This is a genomic window from Pseudomonas sp. NPDC089752 (genome assembly GCF_044748725.1).
GTDB lineage: Bacteria > Pseudomonadota > Gammaproteobacteria > Pseudomonadales > Pseudomonadaceae > Aquipseudomonas.
Window position 1 is genome coordinate 88,255 of sequence record NZ_JBIVGP010000015.1, and the last position, 24,376, is coordinate 112,630.

The 24,376-nt window shown below is 61.6% G+C and carries 27 protein-coding genes and 2 pseudogenes; 9 read left to right on the plus strand and 20 right to left on the minus strand.

Translation table 11 applies throughout. The features are described 5' to 3' along the window. Window positions 1-14: 14 nt before the first annotated feature. The 10 genes from ACIPZF_RS22155 to ACIPZF_RS22200 form a co-directional block, all read right to left on the minus strand. Window positions 15-2,216 carry an LTA synthase family protein gene (locus ACIPZF_RS22155; RefSeq protein ID WP_400803239.1) on the minus strand — a complete coding sequence of 734 codons (2,202 nt, stop codon included), beginning with the start codon at window positions 2,214-2,216 and terminating at the stop codon, window positions 15-17. A 133-nt stretch (window positions 2,217-2,349) separates the two neighbouring features. Then, a complete protein-coding gene (locus ACIPZF_RS22160; protein WP_400803242.1) occupies window positions 2,350-3,630 on the minus strand; it encodes a hypothetical protein in 1,281 nt (426 codons plus the stop codon). 48 nt (window positions 3,631-3,678) lie between these two features. Then, complete coding sequence (locus tag ACIPZF_RS22165; RefSeq protein WP_400803244.1) at window positions 3,679-4,422, minus strand: hypothetical protein; 744 nt, start codon at window positions 4,420-4,422, stop codon at window positions 3,679-3,681. A 36-nt stretch (window positions 4,423-4,458) separates the two neighbouring features. Beyond that, window positions 4,459-5,139 carry a C39 family peptidase gene (locus ACIPZF_RS22170; RefSeq protein WP_400803247.1) on the minus strand — a complete coding sequence of 227 codons (681 nt, stop codon included), beginning with the start codon at window positions 5,137-5,139 and terminating at the stop codon, window positions 4,459-4,461. A 67-nt stretch (window positions 5,140-5,206) separates the two neighbouring features. Beyond that, complete coding sequence (locus tag ACIPZF_RS22175) at window positions 5,207-6,700, minus strand: heme utilization protein (protein WP_400803250.1); 1,494 nt, start codon at window positions 6,698-6,700, stop codon at window positions 5,207-5,209. Between the two features lie 50 nt (window positions 6,701-6,750). Further along, a complete protein-coding gene (locus tag ACIPZF_RS22180) occupies window positions 6,751-7,329 on the minus strand; it encodes an adhesin (RefSeq protein WP_400803253.1) in 579 nt (192 codons plus the stop codon). Window position 7,330: 1 nt separating this feature from the next. Then, complete coding sequence (locus ACIPZF_RS22185; RefSeq protein WP_400803255.1) at window positions 7,331-7,768, minus strand: hypothetical protein; 438 nt, start codon at window positions 7,766-7,768, stop codon at window positions 7,331-7,333. A 297-nt stretch (window positions 7,769-8,065) separates the two neighbouring features. Further along, entirely contained in the window at window positions 8,066-8,617 is a 552-nt protein-coding gene (locus ACIPZF_RS22190; RefSeq protein ID WP_400803256.1) for an AAA family ATPase, read from the minus strand. Then, window positions 8,614-9,192 carry a nicotinamide riboside transporter PnuC gene (pnuC, locus tag ACIPZF_RS22195; RefSeq protein ID WP_400803258.1) on the minus strand — a complete coding sequence of 193 codons (579 nt, stop codon included), beginning with the start codon at window positions 9,190-9,192 and terminating at the stop codon, window positions 8,614-8,616. Before pnuC ends, ACIPZF_RS22190 begins: the two co-directional genes overlap by 4 nt. 88 nt (window positions 9,193-9,280) lie before the next feature. Then, entirely contained in the window at window positions 9,281-10,915 is a 1,635-nt protein-coding gene (locus tag ACIPZF_RS22200; RefSeq protein WP_400803260.1) for a methyl-accepting chemotaxis protein, read from the minus strand. 301 nt (window positions 10,916-11,216) lie between these two features. On the opposite strand from ACIPZF_RS22200, the gene ACIPZF_RS22205 reads away from it, so the two are divergent. Both ACIPZF_RS22205 and ACIPZF_RS22210 read left to right on the plus strand, forming a co-directional pair. Continuing rightward, window positions 11,217-12,047, plus strand: coding sequence for an undecaprenyl-diphosphate phosphatase (locus tag ACIPZF_RS22205; protein ID WP_400803261.1), 831 nt, complete (start codon window positions 11,217-11,219; stop codon window positions 12,045-12,047). 1 nt (window position 12,048) lies between these two features. Beyond that, on the plus strand, window positions 12,049-12,459 hold the full coding sequence (locus tag ACIPZF_RS22210) for a DUF1294 domain-containing protein (protein WP_400803263.1): 411 nt from the start codon (window positions 12,049-12,051) through the stop codon (window positions 12,457-12,459). Between the two features lie 4 nt (window positions 12,460-12,463). Here the strand turns inward: ACIPZF_RS22210 and ACIPZF_RS22215 are convergent, their stop codons facing one another. Together ACIPZF_RS22215 and ACIPZF_RS22220 are read right to left on the minus strand one after the other, a co-directional pair. After that, on the minus strand, window positions 12,464-12,823 hold the full coding sequence (locus ACIPZF_RS22215; protein WP_400803265.1) for an MmcQ/YjbR family DNA-binding protein: 360 nt from the start codon (window positions 12,821-12,823) through the stop codon (window positions 12,464-12,466). Next, window positions 12,816-13,718 (minus strand): LysR substrate-binding domain-containing protein, encoded by a 903-nt coding sequence (locus ACIPZF_RS22220; RefSeq protein WP_400803268.1) that lies wholly within the window; start codon window positions 13,716-13,718, stop codon window positions 12,816-12,818. The genes ACIPZF_RS22215 and ACIPZF_RS22220 overlap by 8 nt, the downstream gene beginning before the upstream one ends. A gap of 133 nt (window positions 13,719-13,851) precedes the next feature. Here ACIPZF_RS22220 and ACIPZF_RS22225 point away from each other — a divergent pair, with 133 nt between their 5' ends. Both ACIPZF_RS22225 and ACIPZF_RS22230 read left to right on the plus strand, forming a co-directional pair. After that, complete coding sequence (locus ACIPZF_RS22225) at window positions 13,852-14,463, plus strand: FMN-dependent NADH-azoreductase (protein ID WP_400803271.1); 612 nt, start codon at window positions 13,852-13,854, stop codon at window positions 14,461-14,463. A 127-nt stretch (window positions 14,464-14,590) separates the two neighbouring features. After that, window positions 14,591-15,631: an alpha/beta hydrolase family protein gene (locus tag ACIPZF_RS22230; protein ID WP_400803273.1), complete on the plus strand. Its 1,041-nt coding sequence runs from the start codon at window positions 14,591-14,593 to the stop codon at window positions 15,629-15,631. On the opposite strand, the gene ACIPZF_RS22235 is transcribed toward ACIPZF_RS22230, so the two are convergent. From ACIPZF_RS22235 to ACIPZF_RS22245, 3 genes and pseudogenes are all read right to left on the minus strand, one after another. Beyond that, on the minus strand, window positions 15,599-16,789 hold the full coding sequence (locus tag ACIPZF_RS22235; protein WP_400803276.1) for an MFS transporter: 1,191 nt from the start codon (window positions 16,787-16,789) through the stop codon (window positions 15,599-15,601). The two genes, ACIPZF_RS22230 and ACIPZF_RS22235, sit on opposite strands and share 33 nt — an antisense overlap. A gap of 130 nt (window positions 16,790-16,919) precedes the next feature. Beyond that, complete coding sequence (locus tag ACIPZF_RS22240) at window positions 16,920-18,506, minus strand: ABC-F family ATPase (RefSeq protein ID WP_400803278.1); 1,587 nt, start codon at window positions 18,504-18,506, stop codon at window positions 16,920-16,922. A gap of 62 nt (window positions 18,507-18,568) precedes the next feature. Further along, a pseudogene (locus tag ACIPZF_RS22245) lies at window positions 18,569-18,979 on the minus strand (tyrosine-type recombinase/integrase); the annotation flags it as partial. A 209-nt stretch (window positions 18,980-19,188) separates the two neighbouring features. Here ACIPZF_RS22245 and ACIPZF_RS22250 point away from each other — a divergent pair. Further along, a complete protein-coding gene (locus ACIPZF_RS22250) occupies window positions 19,189-19,659 on the plus strand; it encodes a lysozyme inhibitor LprI family protein (protein ID WP_400803281.1) in 471 nt (156 codons plus the stop codon). An 84-nt stretch (window positions 19,660-19,743) separates the two neighbouring features. Here the strand turns inward: ACIPZF_RS22250 and ACIPZF_RS22255 are convergent, their stop codons facing one another. From ACIPZF_RS22255 to ACIPZF_RS22265, 3 genes and pseudogenes are all read right to left on the minus strand, one after another. Beyond that, complete coding sequence (locus tag ACIPZF_RS22255; protein WP_400803283.1) at window positions 19,744-20,154, minus strand: hypothetical protein; 411 nt, start codon at window positions 20,152-20,154, stop codon at window positions 19,744-19,746. A gap of 14 nt (window positions 20,155-20,168) precedes the next feature. Beyond that, window positions 20,169-20,417, minus strand: a pseudogene (locus ACIPZF_RS22260) (hypothetical protein); the annotation flags it as partial. Further along, window positions 20,414-21,097 carry a hypothetical protein gene (locus tag ACIPZF_RS22265; RefSeq protein ID WP_400803285.1) on the minus strand — a complete coding sequence of 228 codons (684 nt, stop codon included), beginning with the start codon at window positions 21,095-21,097 and terminating at the stop codon, window positions 20,414-20,416. The pseudogene ACIPZF_RS22260 and the gene ACIPZF_RS22265, both read right to left, overlap by 4 nt. A 159-nt stretch (window positions 21,098-21,256) precedes the next feature. On the opposite strand from ACIPZF_RS22265, the gene ACIPZF_RS22270 reads away from it, so the two are divergent. Next, on the plus strand, window positions 21,257-21,418 hold the full coding sequence (locus tag ACIPZF_RS22270) for a hypothetical protein (protein ID WP_400803288.1): 162 nt from the start codon (window positions 21,257-21,259) through the stop codon (window positions 21,416-21,418). On the opposite strand, the gene ACIPZF_RS22275 is transcribed toward ACIPZF_RS22270, so the two are convergent. Beyond that, entirely contained in the window at window positions 21,415-21,741 is a 327-nt protein-coding gene (locus ACIPZF_RS22275; RefSeq protein ID WP_400803290.1) for a hypothetical protein, read from the minus strand. The two genes, ACIPZF_RS22270 and ACIPZF_RS22275, sit on opposite strands and share 4 nt — an antisense overlap. 48 nt (window positions 21,742-21,789) lie before the next feature. Here ACIPZF_RS22275 and ACIPZF_RS22280 point away from each other — a divergent pair, with 48 nt between their 5' ends. Then, window positions 21,790-22,416 carry a hypothetical protein gene (locus ACIPZF_RS22280; RefSeq protein ID WP_400803292.1) on the plus strand — a complete coding sequence of 209 codons (627 nt, stop codon included), beginning with the start codon at window positions 21,790-21,792 and terminating at the stop codon, window positions 22,414-22,416. Window positions 22,417-22,469: 53 nt separating this feature from the next. Here ACIPZF_RS22280 and ACIPZF_RS22285 read toward each other — a convergent pair whose 3' ends face one another. Next, entirely contained in the window at window positions 22,470-23,294 is an 825-nt protein-coding gene (locus ACIPZF_RS22285) for a hypothetical protein (protein ID WP_400803295.1), read from the minus strand. A gap of 86 nt (window positions 23,295-23,380) precedes the next feature. On the opposite strand from ACIPZF_RS22285, the gene ACIPZF_RS22290 reads away from it, so the two are divergent. Next, window positions 23,381-23,764, plus strand: coding sequence for a hypothetical protein (locus ACIPZF_RS22290; RefSeq protein ID WP_400803297.1), 384 nt, complete (start codon window positions 23,381-23,383; stop codon window positions 23,762-23,764). Between the two features lie 92 nt (window positions 23,765-23,856). After that, entirely contained in the window at window positions 23,857-24,054 is a 198-nt protein-coding gene (locus ACIPZF_RS22295) for a hypothetical protein (RefSeq protein ID WP_400803300.1), read from the plus strand. Window positions 24,055-24,376 lie beyond the last annotated feature (322 nt).

Sequence of the window (24,376 nt, forward strand, 5' to 3'; positions counted from 1 at the left end):
GCAACGCCTGTCGGTCAGCTCGATTGGGCGATGTGCCCGTCCGACAATTCTTCAACGGTTGCCTCCTCATCCGGCAACGCCGTAATTACGCTGAAATCGCTGATCTCGACCTGACCGCCGCCATACCCCAGCAGGTGGAAGGAAAACGCTTTGCGTACCGTCGGGTTATCGAAACCGAACTCGAGTTCCAGCGGCATGTCGGTGGTTACCCGAATCTCCTCGGGCAAGCCCAGCGGCACGTCCTGTTCGCGCTCCTTGGCCTTGAGCTGGATATAGGCGGCGTGTTGCGGATCGAGTGCGCGTACCTTGACCCGCACTCGGGTGCGTGTGCCTTCTGGCATTTCCATGTACTGCGCGCCAATCAGGTTATCTGCCCAGTCGTCGCGGATCCGTGCCTGGAGCTGAATGGCCGAGGGGCCGCCGAACTGGTAGCGCAGGTTCAGAGGAGTCTGCAACAGGGACTGGTCAAGGACGGCAGCGAGGGCGCCCAGCTGTGGGCCCAGGTTGCGGTCACCGGCACCCAGGAACTTCGCCTGATCGGCAATGAACCCTTCGCTGGCATAGCGGCGGCAGCGTTGCTGGAAGTCGCATTCGGTGAACACACCTTGGCCATTGTGATAGCGCAGCATGCCGTTGGTGTAGGCGATCATCTCCCGGCCAGTGTCGTAGTCGCGGAACATCGAACGCCCGGCCAACGCCATCGGTATCGGCAGTGCGAAGTAGTCGAGCAGAGAGTTGGCCAGATCAACGTGGCCATAGGTGCCGCGTTTGATCTGCGGCAGTTGCGCCTGTTCGGGCGCCAGGGTCAGGTTGAAGCCCCAGGACGATGCCAGCCGTACACCGTCGATACCGTGGGATTCATCTGAAGTCACCACCACCAGCGTGTCTTTGAGCACCCCCTGGCGCTCAAGGTTGTCGAGGAACGTGCCGATCGCATCGTCCAGGTAAGCCACCGCTGCCTGCTTGGCGGTGTCGTAACGTTGCAGGTACTCGGTAGGCGCAGAGTAGGGTTGATGCGTGCCCACGGTCAGCAGCGTGAGCATCCATGGACGTTCCTGCTGCCGTAGATGGCCCACGTAATCCAGCGCCCCTTCGAAGAATGCCCGGTCATCCTTGCCCCAAGGGAACTCCAGGTAATTTTCATTGCTGAACCACTCCAGACCATGCACCGAATCGAAGCCGATGTGCGGCATGATCCGGTCTTTGGCCATGAAGCGCAGGCCCGCACCCTGGAGGTAATGGGTGGTAAAACCTGCCTCGCGCAACTGAGCTGGCAAGCACGACTGGTTGCGCTGCTGCTGGGTGAGCAGCTCCATGCCTTTGGGCGTGCCATTGGCCAGTTTGTCGTAGTCGCCGCACAACATGGCGTACAGGCCACGGATGGTCTGGTGGGTATGCAGCACGTAGTCAGGGGTGTTCATGCCGCGCTCGGCCCAGCGGCTGAGGTTGGGCATCAGGTCTTCGTCAAAGCGGCTGTGCAATGCCTGACGGTTGGGCCTTACATAGGCGCCGGGAATGCCTTCTACGGTAATCACCAGCAGATTGCGCGCGCTACCGGGGGCATCGAGCAGCTTCTGGCCATGCAGGTCGGCTTGGGTCAGCCCGCCGCTGGGTAGCGGGGTGACCGGGGGCGTTTGCCCGGCCCAGTCCAAGGCCCGCTGCTGCAGGACCGTGGCACCGGCGGAGAGGAGTTGGTGGGGGAGGTTGTACTGTCGCCATTGGTCGGCATCGGACGGCGCAAGGTTTTGGCTGCCCCAGTGCACGGCGAACAGTGCCAGCGTGCAGGCCAGAGTCTTGAGCCCTACCGGAATGCCGCGATGGCCTCGGCTGTGCCAGGCCGCCATCGCCCAGGCCAGCAAACCAGCGCCCATGACCCAGGGCAGCCAGGCATGGGCCAGGCTGCCGCCGGTGGAGTTTTCCATGAATTGCGGATCGAACAGGTAACCCAGGTCAGCACTGTTTGGCAGCCGGCCGACAGCGCTGACCAGCTCGGCCGACGCCACCCACAACGCAGCCCACGCCAGCAGTACCGGCAACGCCAGCCACCAGGGGCGACGGTGCAGCAGTAGAACCAGCAGGCCGCCAATGGCGAGGTCGGAGAGGTAGCCCAACGGGTTGGACCAACCCAGCAGGGCGCGCGCAGCCAGGGGAATCACCAGCACCAGGGTCACCAGGGCGACGAGCCGGGCATGCGGGTGGCCAAGCAGGTTCTTCACGAAAACTTTCCTTAATTGCCGTTAAACCGTCACATATCTGTGCGCGATGATAACAGGCTGATTCCAGGAAAGCGGTCGGCTACAAGGTCTGTTACCAAATGCCGGGCCCGCTTGGGGCCCGGCTTCTGGAAGGTTAGAAGTAGTAGGGGAATTTCAGGCTGAACGAGAAGTCCGGAGCATCGTCGGTCAAGCCGATCGCAAGGTTTGGCACGATGGTCAGGTTGTTGGAGGCCGCGAAGGTCATGCCGATGTTGAAGTTGGCAGCGTTGTAGTCGCTGTTGGTGATCGACTGCCAGTCGCCGCCGTCGGGTTTGATCTTGCTCTTGCGTGAGAATTGGTCGGTGACCGAGAACGACATACTCATTTTTTCGTTCAGGGCGAACGCGATACCGCCACCAATCTGCCAGGAGTCGCCCAGTTTCACGTCACCCGGCACCTTGGTGTTGACCTGCGGGCTGATGTCGCTGAACGAATCCTCCATGTTGTAGGTGTAGGACAAGCTACCGAACAGCACGGCCGGGTCGAAGGTCTTGACCAGCGAGATACCGGGGGTGATCGCCCACACGCCGTTGCCGGTGGGGAGGTCTTCGGGGATCGCCAGGTTGTCGTTGCCGGCGACCTGGACCAGTTTGATCCCATAGGGGTCTTTACCGGTCGGTGCCTTGACCCGCAGGGTAGCAACGGCATCAGGCCAGTTCTCCGACTCGTCGATGAACTTGTAGGCCACCCCGAAGTTGATATCGCCAATGGTCGGGTCGCGCGTCACCGTACCGTCCGAACTCACGCCGGCCGCACCGCCCGCGCCACCGGAAGAATAGGTCGACTCGCGATACACGATCGGCACGTTGATGTCGAACTGCCAACGTTGGTCGACGTTGTAGCGGGCCGTGAGGTCCAGCGTCCAGTTGTCGGCCTTGATGCGGTCGATGTTGATATTGCCGAGGAAAATCGAGTCCAGCGCCAGGAAGCCGTTGAGGGTCAAGGCGCGGGTGTCGTAGTGGGTATAGGTCAGGCCGGTTTCGACACTGAATTTGCCGCCGCCGAAGAAGCCACTGGCTTCGTCGTACAGGTTGGACACGCTTTGCGCCGGTTCAGAATTGTCCTGCAGCGATTGGCCGTAGGAACTGCCCGTGGTGCCGGGTGCGCCGGCGGCGACGGTCTGGCCACCTTTGACGCCCTCGGCGGGCGACTTGGTCAGACGCTTCGGTGCCGGTGCCGGTGGGGCTTCCTCCACCTGGCGCAGCCGTTGTTCCAGCACCATCAGTGCGTTCTGCTGCGCTTCGTAGCGCTCCTTGAGCGCGATCAGCTCCTGTTTGAGTGCTTCGACCTGAGGGTCGGTTGCCGCCTGTAGCAGAGTGGCCGGGGCCAGGGTGGTCAAACAAACGATAGCTCTGAACGTCAACAAACGGTGCATGGATTAGCCGTCCCTTCTGACTACTTGTGCGATGAGACTGAGCGTAGATCAGTATCCCGAATTGCGGAGGCCTTTGAGTTGATCGAGGTTGGCATTCATCGAGCCAGCCGACGCCGGGGCATCGCGCAGTACCACATTGAGCTGGGTCAGGTTGCGCACCTGGTTGCTGGCGCCGAGCAGGGTGGTGTTCTGCATCAGGCCGCCCTCACCCAGGCGCTGCAACGTGCTGCCCTGGTTGTTGTTGGCGACGATGCCCAGTTGTACGCCGGTACCGTTGGCGGTAACGCTCAGCGAACCTGCGCCATTGGCGCCGACCAGCGTCGTGCCTGCCGCCAGGGCCTGGCCCTGCGGTTGAGTGGCGGGCGCTTCATTGCCCTTGGTGACATTGATGCCGACGTCGTTGTAGGCGGTGTTGTAGTCCCCGGCGGCGCGCACCACCTGGGTGACGCCTTCGGTGGTATTGAGGCCGCTGCCGCCGGTCACCATACCGGTGCCCTGGTTCTGCTGCCCTGCGCCCATGCCTTTTTCATTGATCATCGACACATAGAACTGCGGTTTGATGGTGTTTTGCTGGATCTGCATCGCAGACGTGGCGCCGATCACTTCACCATTGGCATTTTGCCAGGTGCTGGTCATGACGATGCCGAAGCTGACGATCCGCCCAGGCAGCACGTAGCGCCCACGCAAGTTGTCCAGCTCCTGATCCTTCAGTTCGATGGGTTTGAACGTCTGTGCCTGGGTTGGCAGGCTGGCGGCCAGGCAAAGGGCGGCCAGCCAGATTGAAGTCTTCATGGGGTGCTCCCGGAGCGTCATGCCCACTGTCGTCATTTAGAAGAAGTCGCTTTGGATGAAACCGAAGTCCATCAACTCGGCGTCCTGCACCGGGGTGAAGTTGCTGATGCGGTTCTTGGCGCTCAGCGGCAGCGGCGGGTCGAGCAGGGCATTGGCCTTGTCGTACCCTTGGCCGATCACGGCGAAGATGATGCCGTTCCAGCCTTTGATGAAATCATCGAGTTTGAAGCGTTTGTGGCCAAGCACTGGATCACCGATGTACACCCAGCCCCGGTCGACCTTCTGCATGACCACGAAGTGCTTGTAGCCACGGATGTCCATCAGCACGACCACGGGTATGCGGATGCTGTGTAGCGTATCGGCGGCGACCTTGTAGCCGCGTGCGCGCATGCCGAGGCTTTCGACGTAGCGCTTCATGTCGAGCATCGAGAAGCCTTGGGTGCGAACCAGGTCCTGGTTGGCGTGCTCGAGCATGCCTTCGATCACCTGGTGTTCGTCCACATCCAGCCAGTAGGCCTGGCGCAGGATGGTTGCCAGCGACGCCGCGCCGCAACTGAAATCGGTTTTCTGCTGGACCAGGTCGGCGAACTTGCGCTCGCGGATGCTCTGGATGGGCTTGTAGATCACCGCACCACCCGGCAGGACGGACAACGGCATCTGGGCTGCTTCGCTGACACTGGCCATGCACAGCAAAAACGCCAAGGCGATAATGCGCATGTTCGACGCCCCCCTGCTTTTTCTTGTTAGAAAGAGGCCCCCCGAAGGGGGCCTCAGGCCGCGCGTGTTACATCGAGGTGTTGGAGATGGCCAGCGAGTTGCTTTGCTGGTTGCCGACACCCGCTGCCACGTTGACGCCCAGGTTGCCGCTGCCGCCGTTCACCGAACCACTCAGGGTAGCGGTGTTGGTCACAGGGTTGGCCCAGCCGGTCGGGGTCAGCACTTGGAACGACACGGTGTTGCTCAGCGCATACTCGCTAGACTCGCTGAAGCTCTTCGAGATCGAGTCCGACGATTCAGACGCTTTCTCGCCAGATTTCGCGTAGTCCGAAGCGCTGGCTTTTTCCCACGCAGAGTCGTGTGCCTTCTCGTAGGAGGTATCGCGCGCCTTGTCATAGGACGAGTCGCGGGTACGGTCATACGAAGAGTCATACGCCTTGTCGAAGGACGAGTCGAAGGACTTGTCGAACGACGAGTTGCTGGCCGACTCGTGCGAACGGTCGATCGATGCATCGAGGTTTGCACTGAGCGATGCGTCGAAGTCGGAGCTGCGCGAGCGAGTGAAGTTGCCGAAGGTTTGCGACGACGATGCGCTGCCATTGGCGTCGGCATCGAGCGAAGCGCTCAGCGTAGTGTTGGACGAAGAGCTGTGGTCACGGCTAGCCGAACCACTGGCGTCCCAGCTGTTGGAACCACTGGCGGTCATGCTGTTGGTGCCACTGGCGCTGCTGCTGTTGGAGCCGCTGGCGGTCATGCTGCTCGAACCGCTGGAGCTGCTGCTCTTCGACCCGCTGGCGTTGCTGCTTTGCGAGCCCGCTACGCTGAAGCTCGAGCTGGAGCTCTTGTCGACGCTTGCATCGTACGCACCGCTACGCGAGGCCGAGCCACTTTTCGAAGTGGTGAAGGTCAGCGTGTCGATGGTGTAGGTGCGGTCAGCGCGGTTGTTCACTTCCAGGCCAGGTCCATTCTGGTCAGCCGAAGCACTGGCGCTGGAGTTACCAATAGCCGCGGCATTGTTGGCAATGGCCATGGTATTTTTCTGCTGGTTCAGGTCGCCACCAGCGATGTTGATACCAATGTTGCCACTGGCACCATCAGCCGAGCCACTCATGACTGCGGAGCTTTGAGTCGACCAGTTGTTGACGACGTTGTTGTTGCTGCGCTGGACGACCTCGGCGCTGGCGGTGGCGGTGCCGAAGACGAAGCTGTTGTCGATATCGGCGTTATCGGACGAGGTGTTGGCGATTGCCGCGGCGTTGTCCTGCTGGTTGCCGTTACCGGCTGCCACGTTGACGCCGACGTTGCCGCTGGCGCCTGCCCCGGAACTGCTCATTTCGGCTTCGTTGATGGTGCCTTCGTTGCGGATGGAGTTGCCAGTGCTCCGTTGGGAGTCAGTGGCAGTGGCCTCGGCGGTGGTGTAAACCGCCCGGTCCATCTGCTGGTGGTTGTTGTTACCGTGGCCGTGGCCACCCCGTCTATCGTTCTGATCCGCTTGTGCAGCAACAGCCATGACCGCAGCAATTGCGAAAACCAGAGGCTTGATTGCCATCGAAGGTTTCATGGTGTTTCTCCGTCTTCTTTAGGTTAAGTGTTGTTCTTACCTTCATCGGGTCAATTGGCGACCCGCACGCTCAGGGTGTTTGCCGTCTGGTTGCCCACCCCGGCGCTCTGATTCAACTGGATGACCCCGCGGCTACCGGTGAATGCCTGGTCACCGGTGGTGACCTGGCGATAGCCGGGGGAGCTGTCAGTTGGATCGGAGCTGTTGACCAGCGCCACGTTCTGTTGCAACAGGACGCTGTCATCGATGCTTTGCGGTTGTGTACTGAGACTGATGCGCAGGGCATTTGCCTGCTGGGTACTGGCGCCCGCGCTCTGGTTGACGCCCAGTGCGCCGCTGCCATGGCTGAAGGCATTGCCCTGGATGCTGGCGCTGGCCCCCATGTTGGGGTCGACGATGGACAGTTGGCGTTGGCGGATCTGCGTGGTGGCGGCCGCCTCGTGGCCAGTGGCGATGGCTCGGGCGTTGGCCTGCTGCTGTTGGTCGCCCGCCGCCTGGTTGACGCTGAAGTTGCCTTGATATTGCGCGCCGGAATTGTCGATGTTGGCGTTGTTGATCACTGGAACGGGAGATTGGGCGAGGGCCGATGCACTGCACAGCGTGGCGAGGATGAACAGCGTCTGCCTCATGTCATTTGCCTCCGGTCAGGATCTGCAGGGGCGCAAGGCCGCGCTGCACGCTGGAGTTGACCATGTTGGAAATGCCGTTGCCGGACCCTGTGCCCCGGCCTGCTGCCATGTTGGGCAGCTGGTTCTGGTTGCTGATGTTGCCGCCGAGGTTGTCGGTCTGCTGGGTGATCAGCGAAGAGATGCCGGTGCCGCTGGTGATGTTGGCGAAGTCACCGTCACTCAGCTCGTTGGTTTGCTTGATCACGTAAGCGGACGGGTTGGCGTTGGCGGTGGTCGGATTGGGGTCGGGCGCCAACGGTGCGCGGATGGCCATGCGCGGTTGCACATCGCGGGTGATCACGATGATGCCATCGGCAGCCTGGGCTGACAGGCTTAAACCGGTGCTCAGTGCGCAACTGACCAGCAGGAGGCGAGTGATGCCTTTGTCCGTTTTCCTCATGATGGCAATTCCTTCTTCGAGCGCTGGCCGGGTGCAGCGTTGCGAGGAGGAGAGCAGGAGGCGTGCCGCTTTTGGATAATGCTTTGCATTCAGCAGCTTGCCGAATCTGGCGGGATGCGGCTTGAAGTTGGTGTATCAGTGCTGAGACAGATCTGGTGCAAATCGCCGTTTTGCCCGTTGTAGACGCTGCCCGAGGCGCTTTTCTCAGTGCTGTATCACGGCTGTGACACTCACCCGGGAATCGGTGGAGGAGCGCGCAAATACGGGGGTCAAGGCTTGGCGGGGTGTGTCACCGGCTTAACACTCGGTGGGGCAAACCGGTATTTTTCCTTGCAGTAGACACTGTACGGCCGACAAGGCGGCCGCGCTGCGTTGCGGCCAGTCGCCTTCGATGATTTGCAGCGTTTGCTGGTGATGTTGCAGCCACAGCAGGCTGTCATCGAAGAATTTTTGACGGTCTGCCAGAGCCGGTTGGCAGCGCAGAGGGTCGGCTACCCAATCGACCCCCTGCGGGCTGAGCAACAGGTGCAGGTCGTAATGACGGGATAGCAAGGCCTGCTCGAGCCATGCGGGGCAATCCTGGAACAATGCGCGGCTCCAGAGCATGTTGCTGAGCAAGTGGGTGTCGAGGATCAGCAATTGCGGCGCCTGCCCCCGGGCCTGGTCCTCCCAGGCCAGCTGGCCACGAGCGATGGGGGTGATATCGGCGTAGCAGGTATCGCGGCCCACCTGGTCAATGAAGTGGCGCACGTACTCGCTCACCACCACGCCGCCGAAGTGCGCCTGAATTTCGCCGCTGAGCCAGCTTTTGCCGCTGGACTCGGGGCCGCACAGTACCAACACCTTCATGCTTGCACCTTTGCGGCCTTCAGGGCCGGGTCACGGTGCCACTCCAGCCAACCACGCACGGCGATCAGGGTAAGCACGACGAAGAAACCGGCCGTGAAGTAGAGCTGCTGGTGCAGGTACTGGCCGACGTAAGCCACATCCACTACCAGCCATAGTGGCCAGCATTGAACGCGTTTTTGCGCCATCCACAACTGCGCGACCAGGCTGAAGCCAGTCAGCGTGGCGTCGAGCCAGGGCAGGGCGGCATCGGTCCAGTGGGCCATGGCCGCGCCGAGGGCGACGCTGAGCACCAGCCCCGCCGCCAATCCGCGCAACACAGCTCGCCCTGGCAGGCGCGACACCACGCGCGCATCCTCGGTGCGGTCCGGACGCTTCCATTGCCACCAGCCGTAGAGCTGCAACACCGCGTAGGCCATCTGTAGCAACATCCCCGAGTACAGCTTCACTTCGAAGAACAGCCAGCCATAGATAAGCACCATCACCAGGCCGATCGGCCAGCACCAGGCGTTCTGCTTGACGGTCAGCCACACGGCGGTGACGCCGAGCACGGCAGCGATGAGTTCGAGGCCGGACATCGGCGATCCTTGGAAAGGGGAAGGGCCGCGATTGTAGCGTGTGAGCAACGTGGGTAACAGCTATGTCACATTTCATGCGCGCGTGCACTCATACGCGAAATTGCCGCAACAGTTGCTCGAGCTCTTCGCTCAACTGCCCCAGCGCCACCCCGGCGTCGCTGGACTGGCGCGCCGCCTCTGCGGTCTGCTGTGACAACCCGGCGGTATCCAGCACATTGCGGTTGATCTCCTCGACCACATGCGACTGCTGCAGGGTGGCGCTGGCAATGGTGGCGTTGAGCAGGGTGAGCTTGTGCAGCGCCTGGCTGATGGCGTCCAGGCTGGAGCCAGCCTCGCGTGCCTGTTCCACGGTCTGGCGCGACGCTTCGCTGCTGGTGTCGATGGCCTTGACCGCCGCATCCGATTGCCCCTGCAGGTGCTCGATCATGGTGTGGATCTCGGCGGTGGACTGCGCACTGCGCTGGGCCAGCAGCCGCACTTCATCGGCCACTACCGCGAAGCCGCGGCCCTGCTCGCCGGCACGGGCGGCTTCGATGGCGGCGTTGAGCGCGAGGAGGTTGGTCTGCTCGGCGATGGAGCGGATGACGTCCAGCACCCCGCCGATTTTCGTGCTGTGCCCGGCCAGGCCGCGGATCACCTGCACGGCCTGGTCGATGGTCGCCGAAAGCCGGTCGATCTGTTGCAGGCTGCCGTGGATGGCTTGCTGGCCATGTTCCACCTGCTGCTGCGCCGCACGCATCTCGCCAGCGGCCTGTTCGGCCGTCTTGGCCACGTCCTGCACCGCATAGGTCACTTCATTGACCGCCGTTGCCACCTGGTCCATCTGCAGCGACTGCTGGGCGCTGTGCTGCTGCGCGGCACCTGCGTTGTCACCGACCCGGCCAGCGGACTGCGCCAACGAATGCGCCGCACCTTGCAGTTGGCCAACCACATCCTGCAATTTGCCGTTGAAGCGGTTGAAGTGCTCGCCCAGGTAGGTGATTTCGTCGTGGCCATGGGTGTCCAGGCGCCGGGTCAGGTCGCTCTCGCCACTGGCGATGTTGCCCATGGCCTGCACCGCCTCCTGCAACGGCTGGGCGATGCTGCGGGCAATGAGCATGACCACCAGGGCCATCAGCAGGGCGATACCCAGGCCGACCAGCGAGGCATCGCGCAACTGGCGGGCGAACTCGGCCTGGACGTCGTCGATGTACACGCCGGAGCCGATGACCCAGCCCCAGGGCTTGAACAATTGGATATACGAGGTCTTGGCCACGGGCTCGCTGGCGCCTGGCTTGGGCCAGCGATAGTTGACCGGGCCTGCGCCCTGGCTGCGGGCGAGGGTGGCCATTTCGTTGAACACGGCAAAACCGTCGGGGTCGCGAATGGCCGAGAGGTCCTGGCCGTCCAGTTTGGGGTTGGCCGGGTGCATGATCATCTTCGGCCCGAGGTCGTTGATCCAGAAGTAATCGTTCTGGTCATAGCGCAGCGCCCGCACTACCTGAAGGGCCTGTTGCTGCGCGGCCTCGCGGCTGAGGGTTCCGGCGGTTTCAAGGCCTTGGTAATAGGCCAGCACTCCGGCAGCGGTCTGCACCACATGGCGGGTTTTCTCCGCCTTGGCCTGGTACAGGTCGCCATGGATCTGAGGCAGCATCAGCAGGCCAAGAATCGCCAACATGGCTACGGCCACCAGCAGAATCAGCCACAACCGGCGACTGATCGACATCGACCTCAAGGTCTTCATGAACGGCACTCCCGCATTGTTCTTTTTATTAAGGTGCATCGAAGCATGCTTTGGCGCTGGCGACCTACCCGACTAATGGCTAAGTGCTAGTTGCCGTCTAGTCTGCAACATGCCGCGCAAGCGATTGCAACGCCGCTTTGCTAGGATCTCGGCCGCGCAAGATGAAACCTTTAGGCTGGCTGAACTTTTCTGCTGGCATTGGTCCCAGCAGTCGCTGTAAAAATGCCGCGCCGCGTGCGGCAATCACAAGCAAATCAAGAACAAGGGGCCTGCAAGCAGCAGCGCTCCAACCGGGGGAATGATGGATTTTTGGACTGCCTTCCAGGCAATCATCTTAGGCGTGGTCGAGGGGCTGACAGAGTTCTTGCCGATCTCCAGTACCGGCCACCAGATCATCGTCGCCGACCTGATCGGTTTTGCTGGCGAACGGGCCATGGCCTTCAACATCATCATCCAGCTGGCGGCGATCCTGGCGGTGGTGTGGGAGTTCCGGCGCAAGATTCTCGATGTGGTGTTCGGCCTGACCAGCCAGCCAACCGCGCGGCGTTTCACGGCCAACCTGCTGCTGGCGTTCCTGCCGGCCGTGGTGCTGGGTGTGCTGTTCGCCGACCTGATCCATGAATACCTGTTCAACCCGATCACGGTGGCGGCGGCCCTGGTGGTCGGTGGGGTGATCATGCTGTGGGCCGAGCGCCGCACGCACCGCGTGGAAGTCGACCACGTCGACGACATGCGCTGGTCGCATGCGCTGAAGATCGGCTTCATTCAATGCCTGGCGATGATCCCGGGCACTTCGCGCTCCGGCTCGACCATCATCGGCGGCCTGCTGTTCGGCCTGTCGCGCAAGGCCGCCACCGAGTTCTCGTTCTTCCTGGCGATGCCGACCATGGTCGGCGCGGCGGTTTACTCGGGCTACAAGTACCGCCATCTGTTCGAGCCGAGCGACTTGCCGGTGTTCGCCATCGGCTTCGTGACCTCGTTCATCTTCGCCATGATCGCCGTGCGCGCGCTGCTCAAGTTCATCGCCAACCACAGCTATGCCGCATTCGCCTGGTACCGCATCGTCTTTGGCCTGCTGATCCTGGCGACCTGGCAGTTCGGCTGGGTCGACTGGTCGACGGCGCACGGCTGATATGGCACGGGTGCAAACGGCAAGGGAGGAGGGCGTACGCAATGTGCGCCTGAAGCTGCTGGCGCTGGGCTTGCTTTGTCTGCTGCCGCTGGCAGGTGCCGCGCAGATGGCCTGGCGCGGGCAGTCCTGGCTGCCACTGGGAGTCTATCCGGCGATGAGCCTGATCACCCTGCTGCTGTACTGGCAGGATAAGCACCAAGCGCGTAATGGCGCCTGGCGCACCCCCGAGAAAGTGCTGCATGCCGCTGAGCTCCTCGGTGGCTGGCCTGGAGCACTATTGGCCCAACAGCTGTTTCGGCACAAGACCCGCAAGGTTTCGTATCAGCTGGTGTTCTGGGCCATCGTGATGGTGCACCAGGTGTTCTGGTTTGATCAGCTGATTTTGGGCGGGCGCTTTCTGCCGCTGAGCTGACAACTCAAATCAGCAACCCCAGCTGCAATCGCTTAGCCAGGCGCCGCACCACCAGTTGGTGCGAGCGCTGCAGCAGATCGCACAGTTCTTCCCCGCCCATGGGGTAGGGGGCCACCATGCTGATCCACCGCGCCCGCGCCAGGTAAGGCGCCGGGCGCACGCCGGGACGGTCGCAGTAGCCTAGAAACAGCTCATCGGCCACCTTGAACGACAACCCCGCCCCGGCCAGGTCGAGCACCGCGAACATCTTGTTGCCGGCCACCGAGAACACCCGGATGCCGCCCCATTTGTAATCTTCTCGTGCCCCGGGAAGGCTCAGGCAGAACGCCGCGACCTGCTCCTCGGTCATCTTCTGTCTAGACATAACGTTCTCCACACGCCTCGAACGACGCTGCCAGATGGTCGATCCATACCCGCACGGCCGGCAACAAGCCCCGCCGATGAGGGTAAACCGCCTGCAAGTAGCCACCTGGCAGCGACCAGTCCGGCAGCAGCCGCACCAGTTCGCCCCGTTCCAGTTCTTCCTCGCAGAACATGCTCGGCAGCGCGGTAAACCCCAGCCCTGCCTTCACGGCCGCATTGCGCACGACGAAATCATCGATGGCCAGGCGCGGCTCCAGGGCGATGTCCTGCTGGCGGCCATCCGCCCCGAGCAGGCGAAAATGCACCAGCCGATCGGCTTCGGCGGCGCCCAGCACAGGTAATGCAGCCAGCTCGGACGGCTCGCGGACATGGTCGGCAAACCCCGGTGCGGCCACCAGCTGCATCTGCGCCTGGCGCAGCCGACGAGTGACCAGCGCCGGGTCTTCGTCGCCCAGGTCGCGCACGCGCAAGGCAACGTCGATACCCTCGGAAATCAGGTCGACACGGCGGTTGAGCAGCACCATGTCCAGTTGCACCTGCGGGTACTGCTGCAGAAAGCGGCTGATCACATCCGGCAGGAACGCATGAGCCAGCGCCACCGGGCACGACACCCGCAAGCGCCCGCGCGGCTCGCTGCTCATGCTCGCTACCACCTCGTCGGCAGCCTCGGCTTCCAGCAGCATGGCCTGGCAGTGGTGCAGGTAGCGCTCGCCCACTGCGGTCAGTTTGAGTTGCCGGGTGGTGCGCTGCAGCAGCCGGGTGCCCAGGCGCTCCTCCAACTCGGCAATGCGCCGCGACAAGCGTGATTTGGGAATGCCCAACTGGCGCCCGGCGGCGGCGAAACCACCGGCTTCGACCACCTGGGCAAAGTAGAAGAGGTCGTTGAGGTCTTGCATGGCGCTGTCTCACTGTTCTATCTGTGGGACAAACTAACGCATTTTTGCCGACTTATCAGCTATTCGCCGCCCCGGTAGGATTCTCCCCATCGTGATCGCCCAACGCTGCGGTCTTCATTCACAGGAGAGTCCCATGAAACTGTTGCATATCGATTCGAGCATCCTGGGCGACAATTCCGCCTCCCGCCAGCTGAGCCGCGAAGTGGTCGAAGCCTGGCAAGCCGCCGAGCCAGGCCTTGAAGTGGTCTATCGCGACCTGGCCGCTGATGCCATCGCCCACTTCTCGGCCGCCACCCTGGTCGCCGCCGGCACCCCGGAAGACGTACGCGATGCAGCCCAGGCGTTCGAGGCCAAGCTGAGCGCTGAAACCCTGGAAGAATTCCTCGCCGCTGATGCGGTAGTGATTGGCGCGCCGATGTACAACTTCACCGTGCCGACCCAACTCAAGGCCTGGATCGACCGCGTCGCCGTGGCTGGCAAGACCTTCCGCTACACCGAAGCAGGCCCGGAAGGCCTGTGCGGTGACAAGAAAGTGGTGCTGGTATCGACTGCTGGCGGCCTGCACGCTGGCCAGCCGAGCGGCGCTGGCCACGAAGACTTCCTCAAGGTGTTCCTCGGCTTCATCGGCATCACCGACCTGGAAATCGTCCGTGCCCACGGCCTGGCCTACGGCCCGGACCATCGCAGCAAGGCCATCGATGCCGCCCAGGCGCAGATTGCCAACGAACTGTTCGCCGTGGCCTGATCGGCTGGCGTAAATAAACCGGCTGTCGCCTGTGCGCCAGCCGGTTTTTCATCCAGTTTTCATCTGCACCTACCGGGTCTGGTTCTATCCTGACGCTATCCACTCGCTGCGCGTGGGATAGTGGCCAATGAACATCTCCCGTTACATGCTGGCACTACTCCTGCTCGGTGGCCTGATGGCCCACGCCGAGGCGGCGTCCTGGGTCGCGGGCCTGCACCCTATGACATTGACCGACCCTGTCGATGCCCGCCCTATGCAGGCGCTGGCGTTCTATCCGGCACAAGGTACCACCCACGGCACGCGGATCGATGGCTACCCCGTCGATGTCGCCGAAGAAGCCCCTGTCGCGCTCGGCCAATTCCCGCTGTTGGTGCTGTCGCATGGCAATACCGGCAGTCCGTTGGCGTTGCACTACCTGGCAACATCCCTGGCCCGCGAGGGGTTCGTGGTGGTGGCGGTGGTGCACCCAGGTGACAACGCGCGGGACCACAGCCGCCTGGGCACCCTGAGCAACCTCTATGGCCGACCCTTGCAGATCAGTGCGGCGATTACGGCCGCCCGCGATGACGCCTTGCTCGGCCCTTATCTGAACAGCGGCAAGGTTGGCGTGATCGGCTATTCGGCCGGTGGTGAAACGGCGTTGATCCTCTCCGGCGCCCAGCCCGACCTTGATCGCTTGCGCCGGTATTGCCTGGAGCGCCCGACCGATGTCGATGCCTGCAAAACCCACGGCGTGCTGATCGCCGACCGCAGCGAGTTGGCGCCCAAGGCAGATTCCAGGGTGGGCGCTGTGATGCTGATGGCCCCGTTGAGCCTGATGTTTGGCCGCCACGCCTTGGCCAGTGTCAAGGTGCCGGCACTGATCTACAGCGGCGACAATGACCAGTTGCTAGCCGTGGACCGCAATGCCGAGGCGCTGGCACGCAAGCTGCCAGTGACGCCGGATTACCGTCTGCTGGCAGGCGCCGGTCACTTCGTGTTCATGGCCCGTTGCGACGAAGAACAATGGGCGCGCATGGCGGCGCTGTGCAAGGACGCAGCAGGCGTCGATCGCCGGCATATCCATCACTCGCTGCAACGCGACACTGCGGCCTTCTTCAGCCAGGCCCTTGGCGCGCCGGAGCACGCCGAACGTTCAGCCGCGACGGCTGCGCCGCGCCAGCAGTAACGTCAGGCCAACCCCGGCCAACGCCAGCAGGGCCGCGACGCAGAAGATCGAGGCATAGCCCAAATGCACCGCCACGGCCCCCATCAGTGGGCCGGCGACTGCCAATGCCATGTCGAAGAACACCGCATAGGCACCCAGCCCTGCGCCGCGGCTGCTGCTGGGTACCTGCTTGATCGCCTCGACGCCCAGCGCCGGGTAAACCAGCGACAGGCCGAAACCGGTGAGGCCGGCGCCAAGCAGCGCCCACACGGGCGAGGGCGCCAACCACAGCAGGCTCAAGCCGAGCACTTCCGTGGCCATGCAGGCGACCGCCACGTTGTAGCCGCCAAAACGGTTGACCGCATTGACGAACAGTAGCCGTGAAATGATGAAGCACAGCCCGAAAGCACTCAGGCACCAGGCTGCGCCCATCCATCCGCGCTCCAGGTAATACAGGGTGACGAACGTGGTCAGGGTGCCGTAGCCGATCGACGCCAGGGTCAGGCCCAGCCCGCACGGCGCGACGCGGCCGAACGCCGACCAGAACGGTAGCCGCTCACCGCGTACCACCACCACATCCGGCCGTTGGCGCAGTACCAGCAAGGCCAGCAGGGCCAGCACCAGTAGCGCCGGGCCGAGAACTGCGAAATCCAGGCTATCGACCGCCAACACGCCAACGGGTGCACCGATGGCGATCGCGCCGTAGGAAGCGATACCGTTCCAGGAAATCACCCTGGCAGTATGTTCAGGCCCCACCTGGCTGATGCCCCAACTCAGGGTGGCAACGCCAATCAGACCCTGGGCAAGCCCCAGCAGCAAGCGTCCACCCAGCAACAGCGCCAGGCTCAGCAACGGCGCGCTCACGGTCCAGGCCGAAGCGAGTGTCAGCACACCGCAGGCAGCGATACCCAGCAAGCCATAGCGGATCGCCTGCTTGCCGCCCAAGGTATCGGCCACGCGTCCGGCGAATGGCCGGCTGAGCAGGGTGGCCAGATACTGCAGGCCGATGGTCACCCCGGCGATCACCGCGCCGAAGCCCAACTGGTCATGGACATAGCTGGGCAGCACCGCGATCGGCAGGCCGATGCAGAGGAAGGCAATGAAGGTATAGAAGACGATCGACAGGATCTGCAGGGTGATACTGAAGGTGCTGCTGGAGGCGGGCTGTTGCGCGGTCATGGGCTCGTTCGCGGGCGGGCGGTTGGGCGTGGCCTCATCATGGGCGTTGTGCGAAGGAAATGAAAGCAGGCTAACGAATTATTCGTCGGTGGCCTGGCCATCCGAAGATGGCCAGGCCGGGTCAGCTAACTCAGACCAACACACCCTGGCTGCGCAGGTAGTCGTCATAAGTGCCGCTGAAGTCCACCACACCGTCCGGCGACAGTTCGATGATGCGGGTCGCCAGCGACGACACGAACTCACGGTCATGGCTGACGAACAGCAGCGTGCCCGGGTAGTTCTCCAGCGCCAGGTTCAGCGCTTCGATCGATTCCATGTCCAGGTGGTTGGTGGGTTCGTCCATCACCAGCACGTTTGGCTTCTGCAGGATCAGCTTGCCGAACAGCATGCGGCCCTGCTCACCACCGGAAATCACCTTCACCGACTTAAGGATCTCGTCGTTGGAGAACAGCATGCGCCCCAGGGTGCCACGGATGATCTGCTCACCGGAGGTCCACTGGCCCATCCAGTCGAACAGGGTCAGGTCGTCTTCGAAGTCGTGCGCATGGTCCTGGGCGTAGTAACCCACCTCGGCGCTGTCGGTCCACTTCACCGAACCTGCATCCGGCTTCATCTCGCCCACTAATGTGCGCAGCAAGGTGGTCTTGCCGATACCGTTGGGGCCGATGATCGCTACGCGCTCGCCGGCTTCGACGGTAATGTCGAAGTTCTTGAACAGCACCTTGTCGTCGAAGGCCTTGGCCATTTTCTCGACGACGACGGCCTGGCGGTGCAGCTTCTTGGTCTGCTCGAAGCGGATGAACGGGCTGACCCGGCTCGAAGGCTTGACCTCGGCCAGCTGGATCTTGTCGATCTGCTTGGCGCGCGAAGTGGCTTGCTTGGCCTTGGAGGCGTTGGCCGAGAAGCGGCTGACGAAGGTCTGCAGCTCGGCGATCTGGGCTTTCTTCTTGGCGTTGTCCGACAGCAGTTGCTCACGCGACTGGGTGGCCGCGGTCATGTACTCGTCGTAGTTGCCCGGGAACAGGCGCAGCTCACCGTAGTCCAGGTCGGCCATGTGCGTGCACACACTGTTGAGGAAGTGACGGTCGTGGGAAATGATGATCATGGTGCTGTTACGCGCCGTCAGAATCGTTTCCAACCAACGAATGGTGTTGATGTCCAGGTGGTTGGTCGGTTCGTCGAGCAGCAGTACGTCCGGATCCGAGAACAGCGCCTGGGCCAGCAGCACACGCAGCTTCCAGCCGGGTGCCACTTCGCTCATCGGGCCGAAGTGCTGTTCCAGCGGAATGCCCAGGCCCAGCAGCAGTTCACCGGCGCGCGATTCGGCGGTGTAGCCGTCCATTTCGGCGAATTCGGTTTCCAGCTCGGCGACGGCCATGCCGTCTTCCTCGGTCATTTCCGGCAGCGAGTAGATGCGGTCACGCTCGGCTTTGACCTTCCACAGCTGGCCGTGGCCCATGATCACCGTGTCGATGACGGTGAATTCCTCGTAGGCGAACTGGTCCTGGCGCAGCTTGCCGAGGCGGGTGTTCGGCTCGAGCATGACCTGGCCACCGGACGGCTCCAGGTCGCCACCGAGGATCTTCATGAAGGTCGACTTGCCGCACCCGTTGGCGCCGATCAGGCCGTAGCGGTTGCCGTTGTTGAATTTGACCGAGACGTTTTCGAACAGCGGCTTGGAGCCGAACTGCATGGTGATGTTGGCGGTGGAGATCAAAGGGCTTACCTATCAGTAACTTACGACGCTGGATTGTCAGCTGATACCGATTTGATACCAATCTAGAGTTTTTCCAGCTCGCTCCAGTTGGAGCTTGAGTTGAGCCAACGGGCATACGTCGACAGCAGCATCTGCACGCTGTGACCCAGCTGTTGGGCGATAAATGCGGGGTTGAGGCCGGACATTAAGCATATTGTCGCATAGGTGTGACGGCAGTTGTATGGGGGACGACGCCTGATCCCCAATTCGTTCAGCACTGGCACCCACTGCTTGTGCAGATCAGACGTCTGTTTCACGTGCTCAGCGTTCTTCGACGGCGGGAACACGAACGGCGTTTCGGTCACCACTCCCTTCCCATGCCTGCGGCGATCCGCGTACTCCCTTGCGAACTGGATCGCCCTCAAGGCCCGATCATTCAGCGGGACAAACCGGTCCCTGCCGGTTTTCGTCCTTTCTTCTGCCTTGCCCAGCGCACCAGCAGGGGCGTCTCGATCTTGCCGAAGCTGATCGCGCGCTCTGATCAGGGCCTTGATTGCGGTTGAAATGTTGCGGGGCCCCTGCTCGATGGTGATGGCGACGCATATAATGCGTCAGGGATCACCTCAGCCCGGCTTTTGGCCGAGCCAAACCCGCCTGGAACGGCACCACGCCGGACGGGCTATCACTCAGGGAAATGAGAACAATGAAGACCGCTATCAAGGCCGGTATCGCAGGCGCGGTGCTGGTAGTAGTGGGCCCAGCCCGCGCCGAGCTGCACGGGGAAGAAGCAGAGATTGCAGCACGGGATGCAGCGGTGCGTCAGTACGCGGCGAAGCTGGAGGCCGATTGGCAGCAGTGCTTGAGGAAGCCGGAGACCAAAACCACTCAGGATTCAGGTCTTTGCGCATATGCAATGCGCGAGGCAGCCAAAGACGCGGTGAAAGAGAAGTACCAGAAGGCCCTGGCCTCCGCAAAGGGGTACGCCGATGAAGGCTCGCTTCCGAAAGATGTGCCGGACATGATGCCCCAGGCGCAGGCAGCGTGGGAGAAGTTCGTAGAGGCAGATTGCGGTGTGGTCGGTGCTCTGACCACTGGGACCGCGAGCGCTACCTATCAGATACTCTGCGAGTACAAGCACCAGATACAACGTCTCCACGACCTGGACGAATGGTGATTTTGATGGTGATTGATAGGCGCAGGTCTTCGCAGTCAGGCCGGTCGCTCGATTTCGCCGCCTCGATGATTTCTCCGACAGTTTTCATGGCTTGTCTCCAGCGGCCAGGGCCTCAGCCTTCAGTGAGGCGTACGCCACGCCATCCAGCGCGCTGTCCTCGTGGTATTTGTCGGGGTTCTGCCACTGGCGCACGTCCTTGACGATCTGCATCAGCAGCCAGCCTTCTGCTTCGGTGAGATCGCGGCCGGTTATGGCGTTGAAGGCTTGGACCGTCTTCACCATGCTGCGAGTGCCGTCCGGTGCGTCGTACTGCTTGCCGCGCTCGGCCTGCATCTCGATGGCGGCCTGCAGGAAGTAGGTTGAGTTCTTGGCTACCAGGCGGGTTGACCAGGAGTCGACCGCCGCCGCCCCACCCAGCGCAGCGTTTTCAGTCCGTAGCTGCTCAATGACGGCCTTGTAGTGCTCGATTTCGCGGCGAAGTGCGGCGTTTTCCATGCACTTGTCCATCTGAGCTGATACCTCTCATCAATCCAGCGCCCAGGCGCCAGTGCGGGTGTAGGTTCGGGTTGTGTTTCGTGCGGGGAGAGCTGGCGCTGGTTGCCGGCCTGCAGCTGGCTGTCGGGTATGCAGCTGATGCCGACCCCGTTGAGCAGGTAGCAGGTGACGCCGCGCTGGCTGTCGTGCTGCACGTCGATGACGTTCTCGGTTGCGCTGGCGCCGGTGGCCAGCAGCAGGAGGCAGAGGGCGAGGCGGGTCATTGCTGGATCCTCTTGAACTCGATGGCCCAGACCCACGGATTAGCGTCCCAGCTTTCTGGGCCATTGATGGATCGCCATAGGCCCGCGAAAGCTTTAGAAGCATGGGTTTCTAGCGGAGTCTTGCCATCATCCGGGTCAGCCATGTACCCGGTGCAAATAGGCCACCCGTCATCAGGACGGAATGGCACGCCAACAATCCCCTCGGCAATTGCCTGCTGTTCGCTGATGTCCTGCAGTCGCTCGACGCGCACATCGGTGATCTCCAGCAGGATGCGGCTAGCCCAGCGGGGCATGTGGATCGATGGACGCCCTCGGCCCTGCGAGACCATTGCGCATCCTGTCTGCCGGACGCTTCCATCTGCTGGATACATGATTGGCTCGCCCTGGCTCAGGTTGCGCGGCACGATCGAATCGAGTTGAGCATCTGCCAACCAAGCCTCGCGCACCCACAGACGGTCACCTGGCCGGCCATAAGGGCAGGCCTTGCCCAACTGTGCAGCATCGGAGGTTATGTCTATCGAGCCACTGCCTTTCGGCTGGGTCGCTTCCCAGCCCGACCTAAAATACGAGGCCTCGACGACGTTCTTGGCTGCACGCCTGGTTACCGTCTTCCGGCCTTCCAGAATGGCGCGGACCATTGGCCCGCTGAACAAGATCGGGCGTTCCTTTGCTTCAGACATAGCTTCGCCTTGGCAGCCATATCGCGGCAGTGAATAGAGGGGAGAGGGGTTACATCTGAGTGGAGTACAAATGTACTCTGATCAAAAAACGTACAAATTAATGCGGGCGATGTTCTAGATCCGGTATTCTCGGTTGTCACCAATCAAAGAGAGGTGGTTATGAAATATCGAATCAAAGAGTTGAAGCTGGATAACGACGTAACCGTCGAGTACGTCGAATGCGTGAAGCAAGAAGGGAGGGTCAGCATGTGTCAGCTCATCCACCTTCGGCGCTTTACCGAGGAGCAGATCCAGTCGATACGCGCCACGGGCGCGATCTAGACCTGCTGGCCGCCGGCCACGTCAGCTTTTCGTTGGTCGGCCGGCCGCCCCAAATCCAGTAGCGGCCCTATGGGAGTCACTGGCAGCCCTGTCGCCGCCGCATCCCGCTCTGCCTCTTCTTTGGTCCACCAGAAGGCAGTACCAACCATCCACGCTATAGGCTCGGCGTGGGGGTGCGGGGCTGGCTGTTGAAAAACAGCCTCTGCAATCAGCTCGCAGCCCAAGTCATGCAGACTCTGCACCTTATCCAAGGAAGCGGAAAGAGAGCTTTCGGTGAAGGTCAACGTCATCTCGGTGTTGCTGGATCGGTTTTCTGTGGGCATGGGGAACCTCGGCGCGTATGATTTCGGCGTCTTGAAAGGGGGGGAAAGATGCTCAACGAACATGGGAAGAGCCTGTTTAAGCCATGGCTTTCTGTCCAGAACGTGGTACTAGGTCTTGCAACCCTGTTTTGTGCAGCCCTAACGATTCGCATTTATTCGCTGAATAGCTCTGAAATAGCGAGCTGGGTTCAGGCGTTCGGCTCCATAGCTGCAATATTGGGTGCATTCGCTATTAGCAACAATCAGGCTAAACACCAGAGAGATCTCGCCTCAGCCGAGGAACAGAAAAAGAGGGATAGATTCAAATCTCTGCTCGTCCTCTTGGCCCTGGGGCACTACGAAGGGATCAGGTCTCTTAAGAGGGCGGTGCAAAAGGCGAACTATGAGACAGGAACTTTAAGGCCATATTTTGAAGGCGGGCTCGATTTGAAGTGGCCGAGCCACCTTGAGGCGCTTAAGAGCATCGATGTAAATCAGCTTGATCCCAACCATTTGAGCGTGTTGATGGAGATGCAAGTTGCTGCTCAGTATGCGTTGAAACTATGCGATTCTGTCGGGGCGGACTGGAGCCCATTCGGAGAGGGCGAAACAAGGATAATGGAGCGTCTAGAGCATTTCAGTACCGAAGCTAAAGATAATTTAGCCTACCTCCAATCGAGCAAATGGGATTTGTGATCCTGACTTAGTCGCCGCAAAAGCAGTCGACGTCTTCTGCCAGGTAGTCGAAATCAAAATCCGTCTGCCTGGCGCGCTGATCCGCTGACCAGGCCAGCGCTCGATAGTTGGGCCGGTCCTGCCGGAAACCCCTGACCGAACCGCTCCTCGGTGCCAGACCACCAGATCACCCGCGCCGGGTCTTCCTGGGTGGTCCTGATCAGCTTGGCCTCGTTCTTCTTCCAGCACAGGTCGCAGTTGCCGTAGTCCGAGCCCATGCCCCGGTCGAATGGCTGTGCGGCCCAGAAGGCCGACACGTCCTCCTTGATGATGCCCGCTACGTAGGAGGGGCAGACGCTGTCCCAGCGGGCATTAACTCGCTCCTTGGCGGTCATCATCCGGCTGTAGCGGCGGGGCTCGTCGTAGCGGATGCCGACGATGCAATCCCAATTGTCGTAGCCCAGGGCGCGCATGTGCTTCTCGCCGATCTTCACCTTGAGGTAGGCGGTGCACATGTTGTTGCTGAAGTTCGGCAGCACCGCCGGCAGGTTCTTCTCAGCTTTCCGGTATTCCTGGTAGTACTCGAGCATCATCGTGAACGGCTCGCCGTTGCGGCTGGCTGTCTCGAAGTCGACGATCTTATACCAGGGCGCGTCGTCCGGCTGGCCGTACACCCGGCACCACTCCATCCATACGATGTTTACGCCCCAGTGCTTGGCCATGGCGTCGATGAAGATCAGCGTTTCCTCGCGCTCTTTACCGGCGTTTTGGAAGAAGGCGTGCACGTCTGCCGGTAGCTTGCCGCCGTGGGCCTCAAGGATCTTCCAGAGCATGTGCCCGCTGGTGCGGCCACCACTGACGCCTATCTGCGCCGGCCCAGTGATCTGGTAGGGGTTCATGGCAATCTCCCTTGCAGGCGCCGCCCTCGCCAGGGAGGCGCGATTCTGATTGGGCTAGAGTTGAGTTGTTGAGAGGAGGGCGGCTAATGCTTAAGAGCGGTGAAGACACAACATGGATGGGCGAGTACTACGACTACATTCGCGACGGGTGCGCAAAAGAAGCGTACGCACTGCTGATCGGAACCCTCGTCTGCATGAAATCCGTCTCCTGCTACCGGAAGCCTCAGGGTGAGGTCCGATCCGTAGGAATCCACGTTGACGGAGAGTGCGGATTCGCACTTATGCCTACCCAGAAATGGCTGACATTCCAATGGCGGCCTCCGGTGACCAGGGCACAAAGGTACAGCGCCGATCATGTTCGATCACGATTTCCGGACAGCTTCATGCTCCCCCAGCATGAGCACTGGGCGGTGCGGATCAAGACGATCGAGGATGCTTTGCTTTTGCTTCTGATCCTTGATCTATCCTGACGCCGAATTGGTGTCATCTTTGAATAGGGGAAGGCGCTGGCGGGCAGCGGGTAGTGATATCATTTGCCGCCTACCAAACAAGGAGTGTGGGAATGCGGTTGAAGGGAATAATCGAAATGCTGCCGGGATGGCTCACACCGCGACGGATCCGCTACACCGGCTTCACGCTCTTTGGCATCTGGGGAGGTTTGTCGTCGATGTACTCTGGCGGCTCCCTCATCTGGCTGGCCGTTGTCGCCTCGTGCATCTTGGCCTTTTCGTTTATCGCTGAGCCGAAAAGGCATCGCTGAGCCGGTGGCGGGCAGCGCCGGGGTCAGGCGGCGTATCGGGTTCGTAGTGCGGCGGCGATACGAGGGTCCGACTGAGTCTCCGCATAGGCAATTGCAATCCGGCGCTTGTGCTCTCGCCACGCCTGGTGAGCTTCAGGCCCTAGGCTCTGTATGAAAAGTTTTGTGGGAGCGGCGGTGCGGCGATCCGACTTGTCCCGCGATGGAGCGCGAAGCGCTCCCAAATCAGCGTAAGCGTCTGTAGAAGTCACCTTGCTCCTTCAATGGATGCCCCGCTGACCTGCGGTAGAATTTTGCCCATAAGCTTACGGTGCGGGTGACGCTA

Excerpts from the sequence above, each read along its gene's own strand:
- ACIPZF_RS22160 (WP_400803242.1), bottom strand. The coding sequence starts at position 3,630 with ATGCACCGTTTGTTGACGTTCAGAGCTATCGTTTGTTTGACCACCCTG.
- ACIPZF_RS22165 (WP_400803244.1), bottom strand. The coding sequence starts at position 4,422 with ATGAAGACTTCAATCTGGCTGGCCGCCCTTTGCCTGGCCGCCAGCCTG.
- ACIPZF_RS22170 (WP_400803247.1), bottom strand. The coding sequence starts at position 5,139 with ATGCGCATTATCGCCTTGGCGTTTTTGCTGTGCATGGCCAGTGTCAGC.
- ACIPZF_RS22175 (WP_400803250.1), bottom strand. The coding sequence starts at position 6,700 with ATGAAACCTTCGATGGCAATCAAGCCTCTGGTTTTCGCAATTGCTGCG.
- ACIPZF_RS22180 (WP_400803253.1), bottom strand. The coding sequence starts at position 7,329 with ATGAGGCAGACGCTGTTCATCCTCGCCACGCTGTGCAGTGCATCGGCC.
- ACIPZF_RS22185 (WP_400803255.1), bottom strand. The coding sequence starts at position 7,768 with ATGAGGAAAACGGACAAAGGCATCACTCGCCTCCTGCTGGTCAGTTGC.
- ACIPZF_RS22190 (WP_400803256.1), bottom strand. The coding sequence starts at position 8,617 with ATGAAGGTGTTGGTACTGTGCGGCCCCGAGTCCAGCGGCAAAAGCTGG.
- pnuC (WP_400803258.1), bottom strand. The coding sequence starts at position 9,192 with ATGTCCGGCCTCGAACTCATCGCTGCCGTGCTCGGCGTCACCGCCGTG.
- ACIPZF_RS22200 (WP_400803260.1), bottom strand. The coding sequence starts at position 10,915 with ATGAAGACCTTGAGGTCGATGTCGATCAGTCGCCGGTTGTGGCTGATT.
- ACIPZF_RS22205 (WP_400803261.1), top strand. The coding sequence starts at position 11,217 with ATGGATTTTTGGACTGCCTTCCAGGCAATCATCTTAGGCGTGGTCGAG.
- ACIPZF_RS22210 (WP_400803263.1), top strand. The coding sequence starts at position 12,049 with ATGGCACGGGTGCAAACGGCAAGGGAGGAGGGCGTACGCAATGTGCGC.
- ACIPZF_RS22215 (WP_400803265.1), bottom strand. The coding sequence starts at position 12,823 with ATGTCTAGACAGAAGATGACCGAGGAGCAGGTCGCGGCGTTCTGCCTG.
- ACIPZF_RS22220 (WP_400803268.1), bottom strand. The coding sequence starts at position 13,718 with ATGCAAGACCTCAACGACCTCTTCTACTTTGCCCAGGTGGTCGAAGCC.
- ACIPZF_RS22225 (WP_400803271.1), top strand. The coding sequence starts at position 13,852 with ATGAAACTGTTGCATATCGATTCGAGCATCCTGGGCGACAATTCCGCC.
- ACIPZF_RS22230 (WP_400803273.1), top strand. The coding sequence starts at position 14,591 with ATGAACATCTCCCGTTACATGCTGGCACTACTCCTGCTCGGTGGCCTG.
- ACIPZF_RS22235 (WP_400803276.1), bottom strand. The coding sequence starts at position 16,789 with ATGACCGCGCAACAGCCCGCCTCCAGCAGCACCTTCAGTATCACCCTG.
- ACIPZF_RS22250 (WP_400803281.1), top strand. The coding sequence starts at position 19,189 with ATGAAGACCGCTATCAAGGCCGGTATCGCAGGCGCGGTGCTGGTAGTA.
- ACIPZF_RS22255 (WP_400803283.1), bottom strand. The coding sequence starts at position 20,154 with ATGGAAAACGCCGCACTTCGCCGCGAAATCGAGCACTACAAGGCCGTC.
- ACIPZF_RS22265 (WP_400803285.1), bottom strand. The coding sequence starts at position 21,097 with ATGTCTGAAGCAAAGGAACGCCCGATCTTGTTCAGCGGGCCAATGGTC.
- ACIPZF_RS22270 (WP_400803288.1), top strand. The coding sequence starts at position 21,257 with ATGAAATATCGAATCAAAGAGTTGAAGCTGGATAACGACGTAACCGTC.
- ACIPZF_RS22275 (WP_400803290.1), bottom strand. The coding sequence starts at position 21,741 with ATGCCCACAGAAAACCGATCCAGCAACACCGAGATGACGTTGACCTTC.
- ACIPZF_RS22280 (WP_400803292.1), top strand. The coding sequence starts at position 21,790 with ATGCTCAACGAACATGGGAAGAGCCTGTTTAAGCCATGGCTTTCTGTC.
- ACIPZF_RS22285 (WP_400803295.1), bottom strand. The coding sequence starts at position 23,294 with ATGAACCCCTACCAGATCACTGGGCCGGCGCAGATAGGCGTCAGTGGT.
- ACIPZF_RS22290 (WP_400803297.1), top strand. The coding sequence starts at position 23,381 with ATGCTTAAGAGCGGTGAAGACACAACATGGATGGGCGAGTACTACGAC.
- ACIPZF_RS22295 (WP_400803300.1), top strand. The coding sequence starts at position 23,857 with ATGCGGTTGAAGGGAATAATCGAAATGCTGCCGGGATGGCTCACACCG.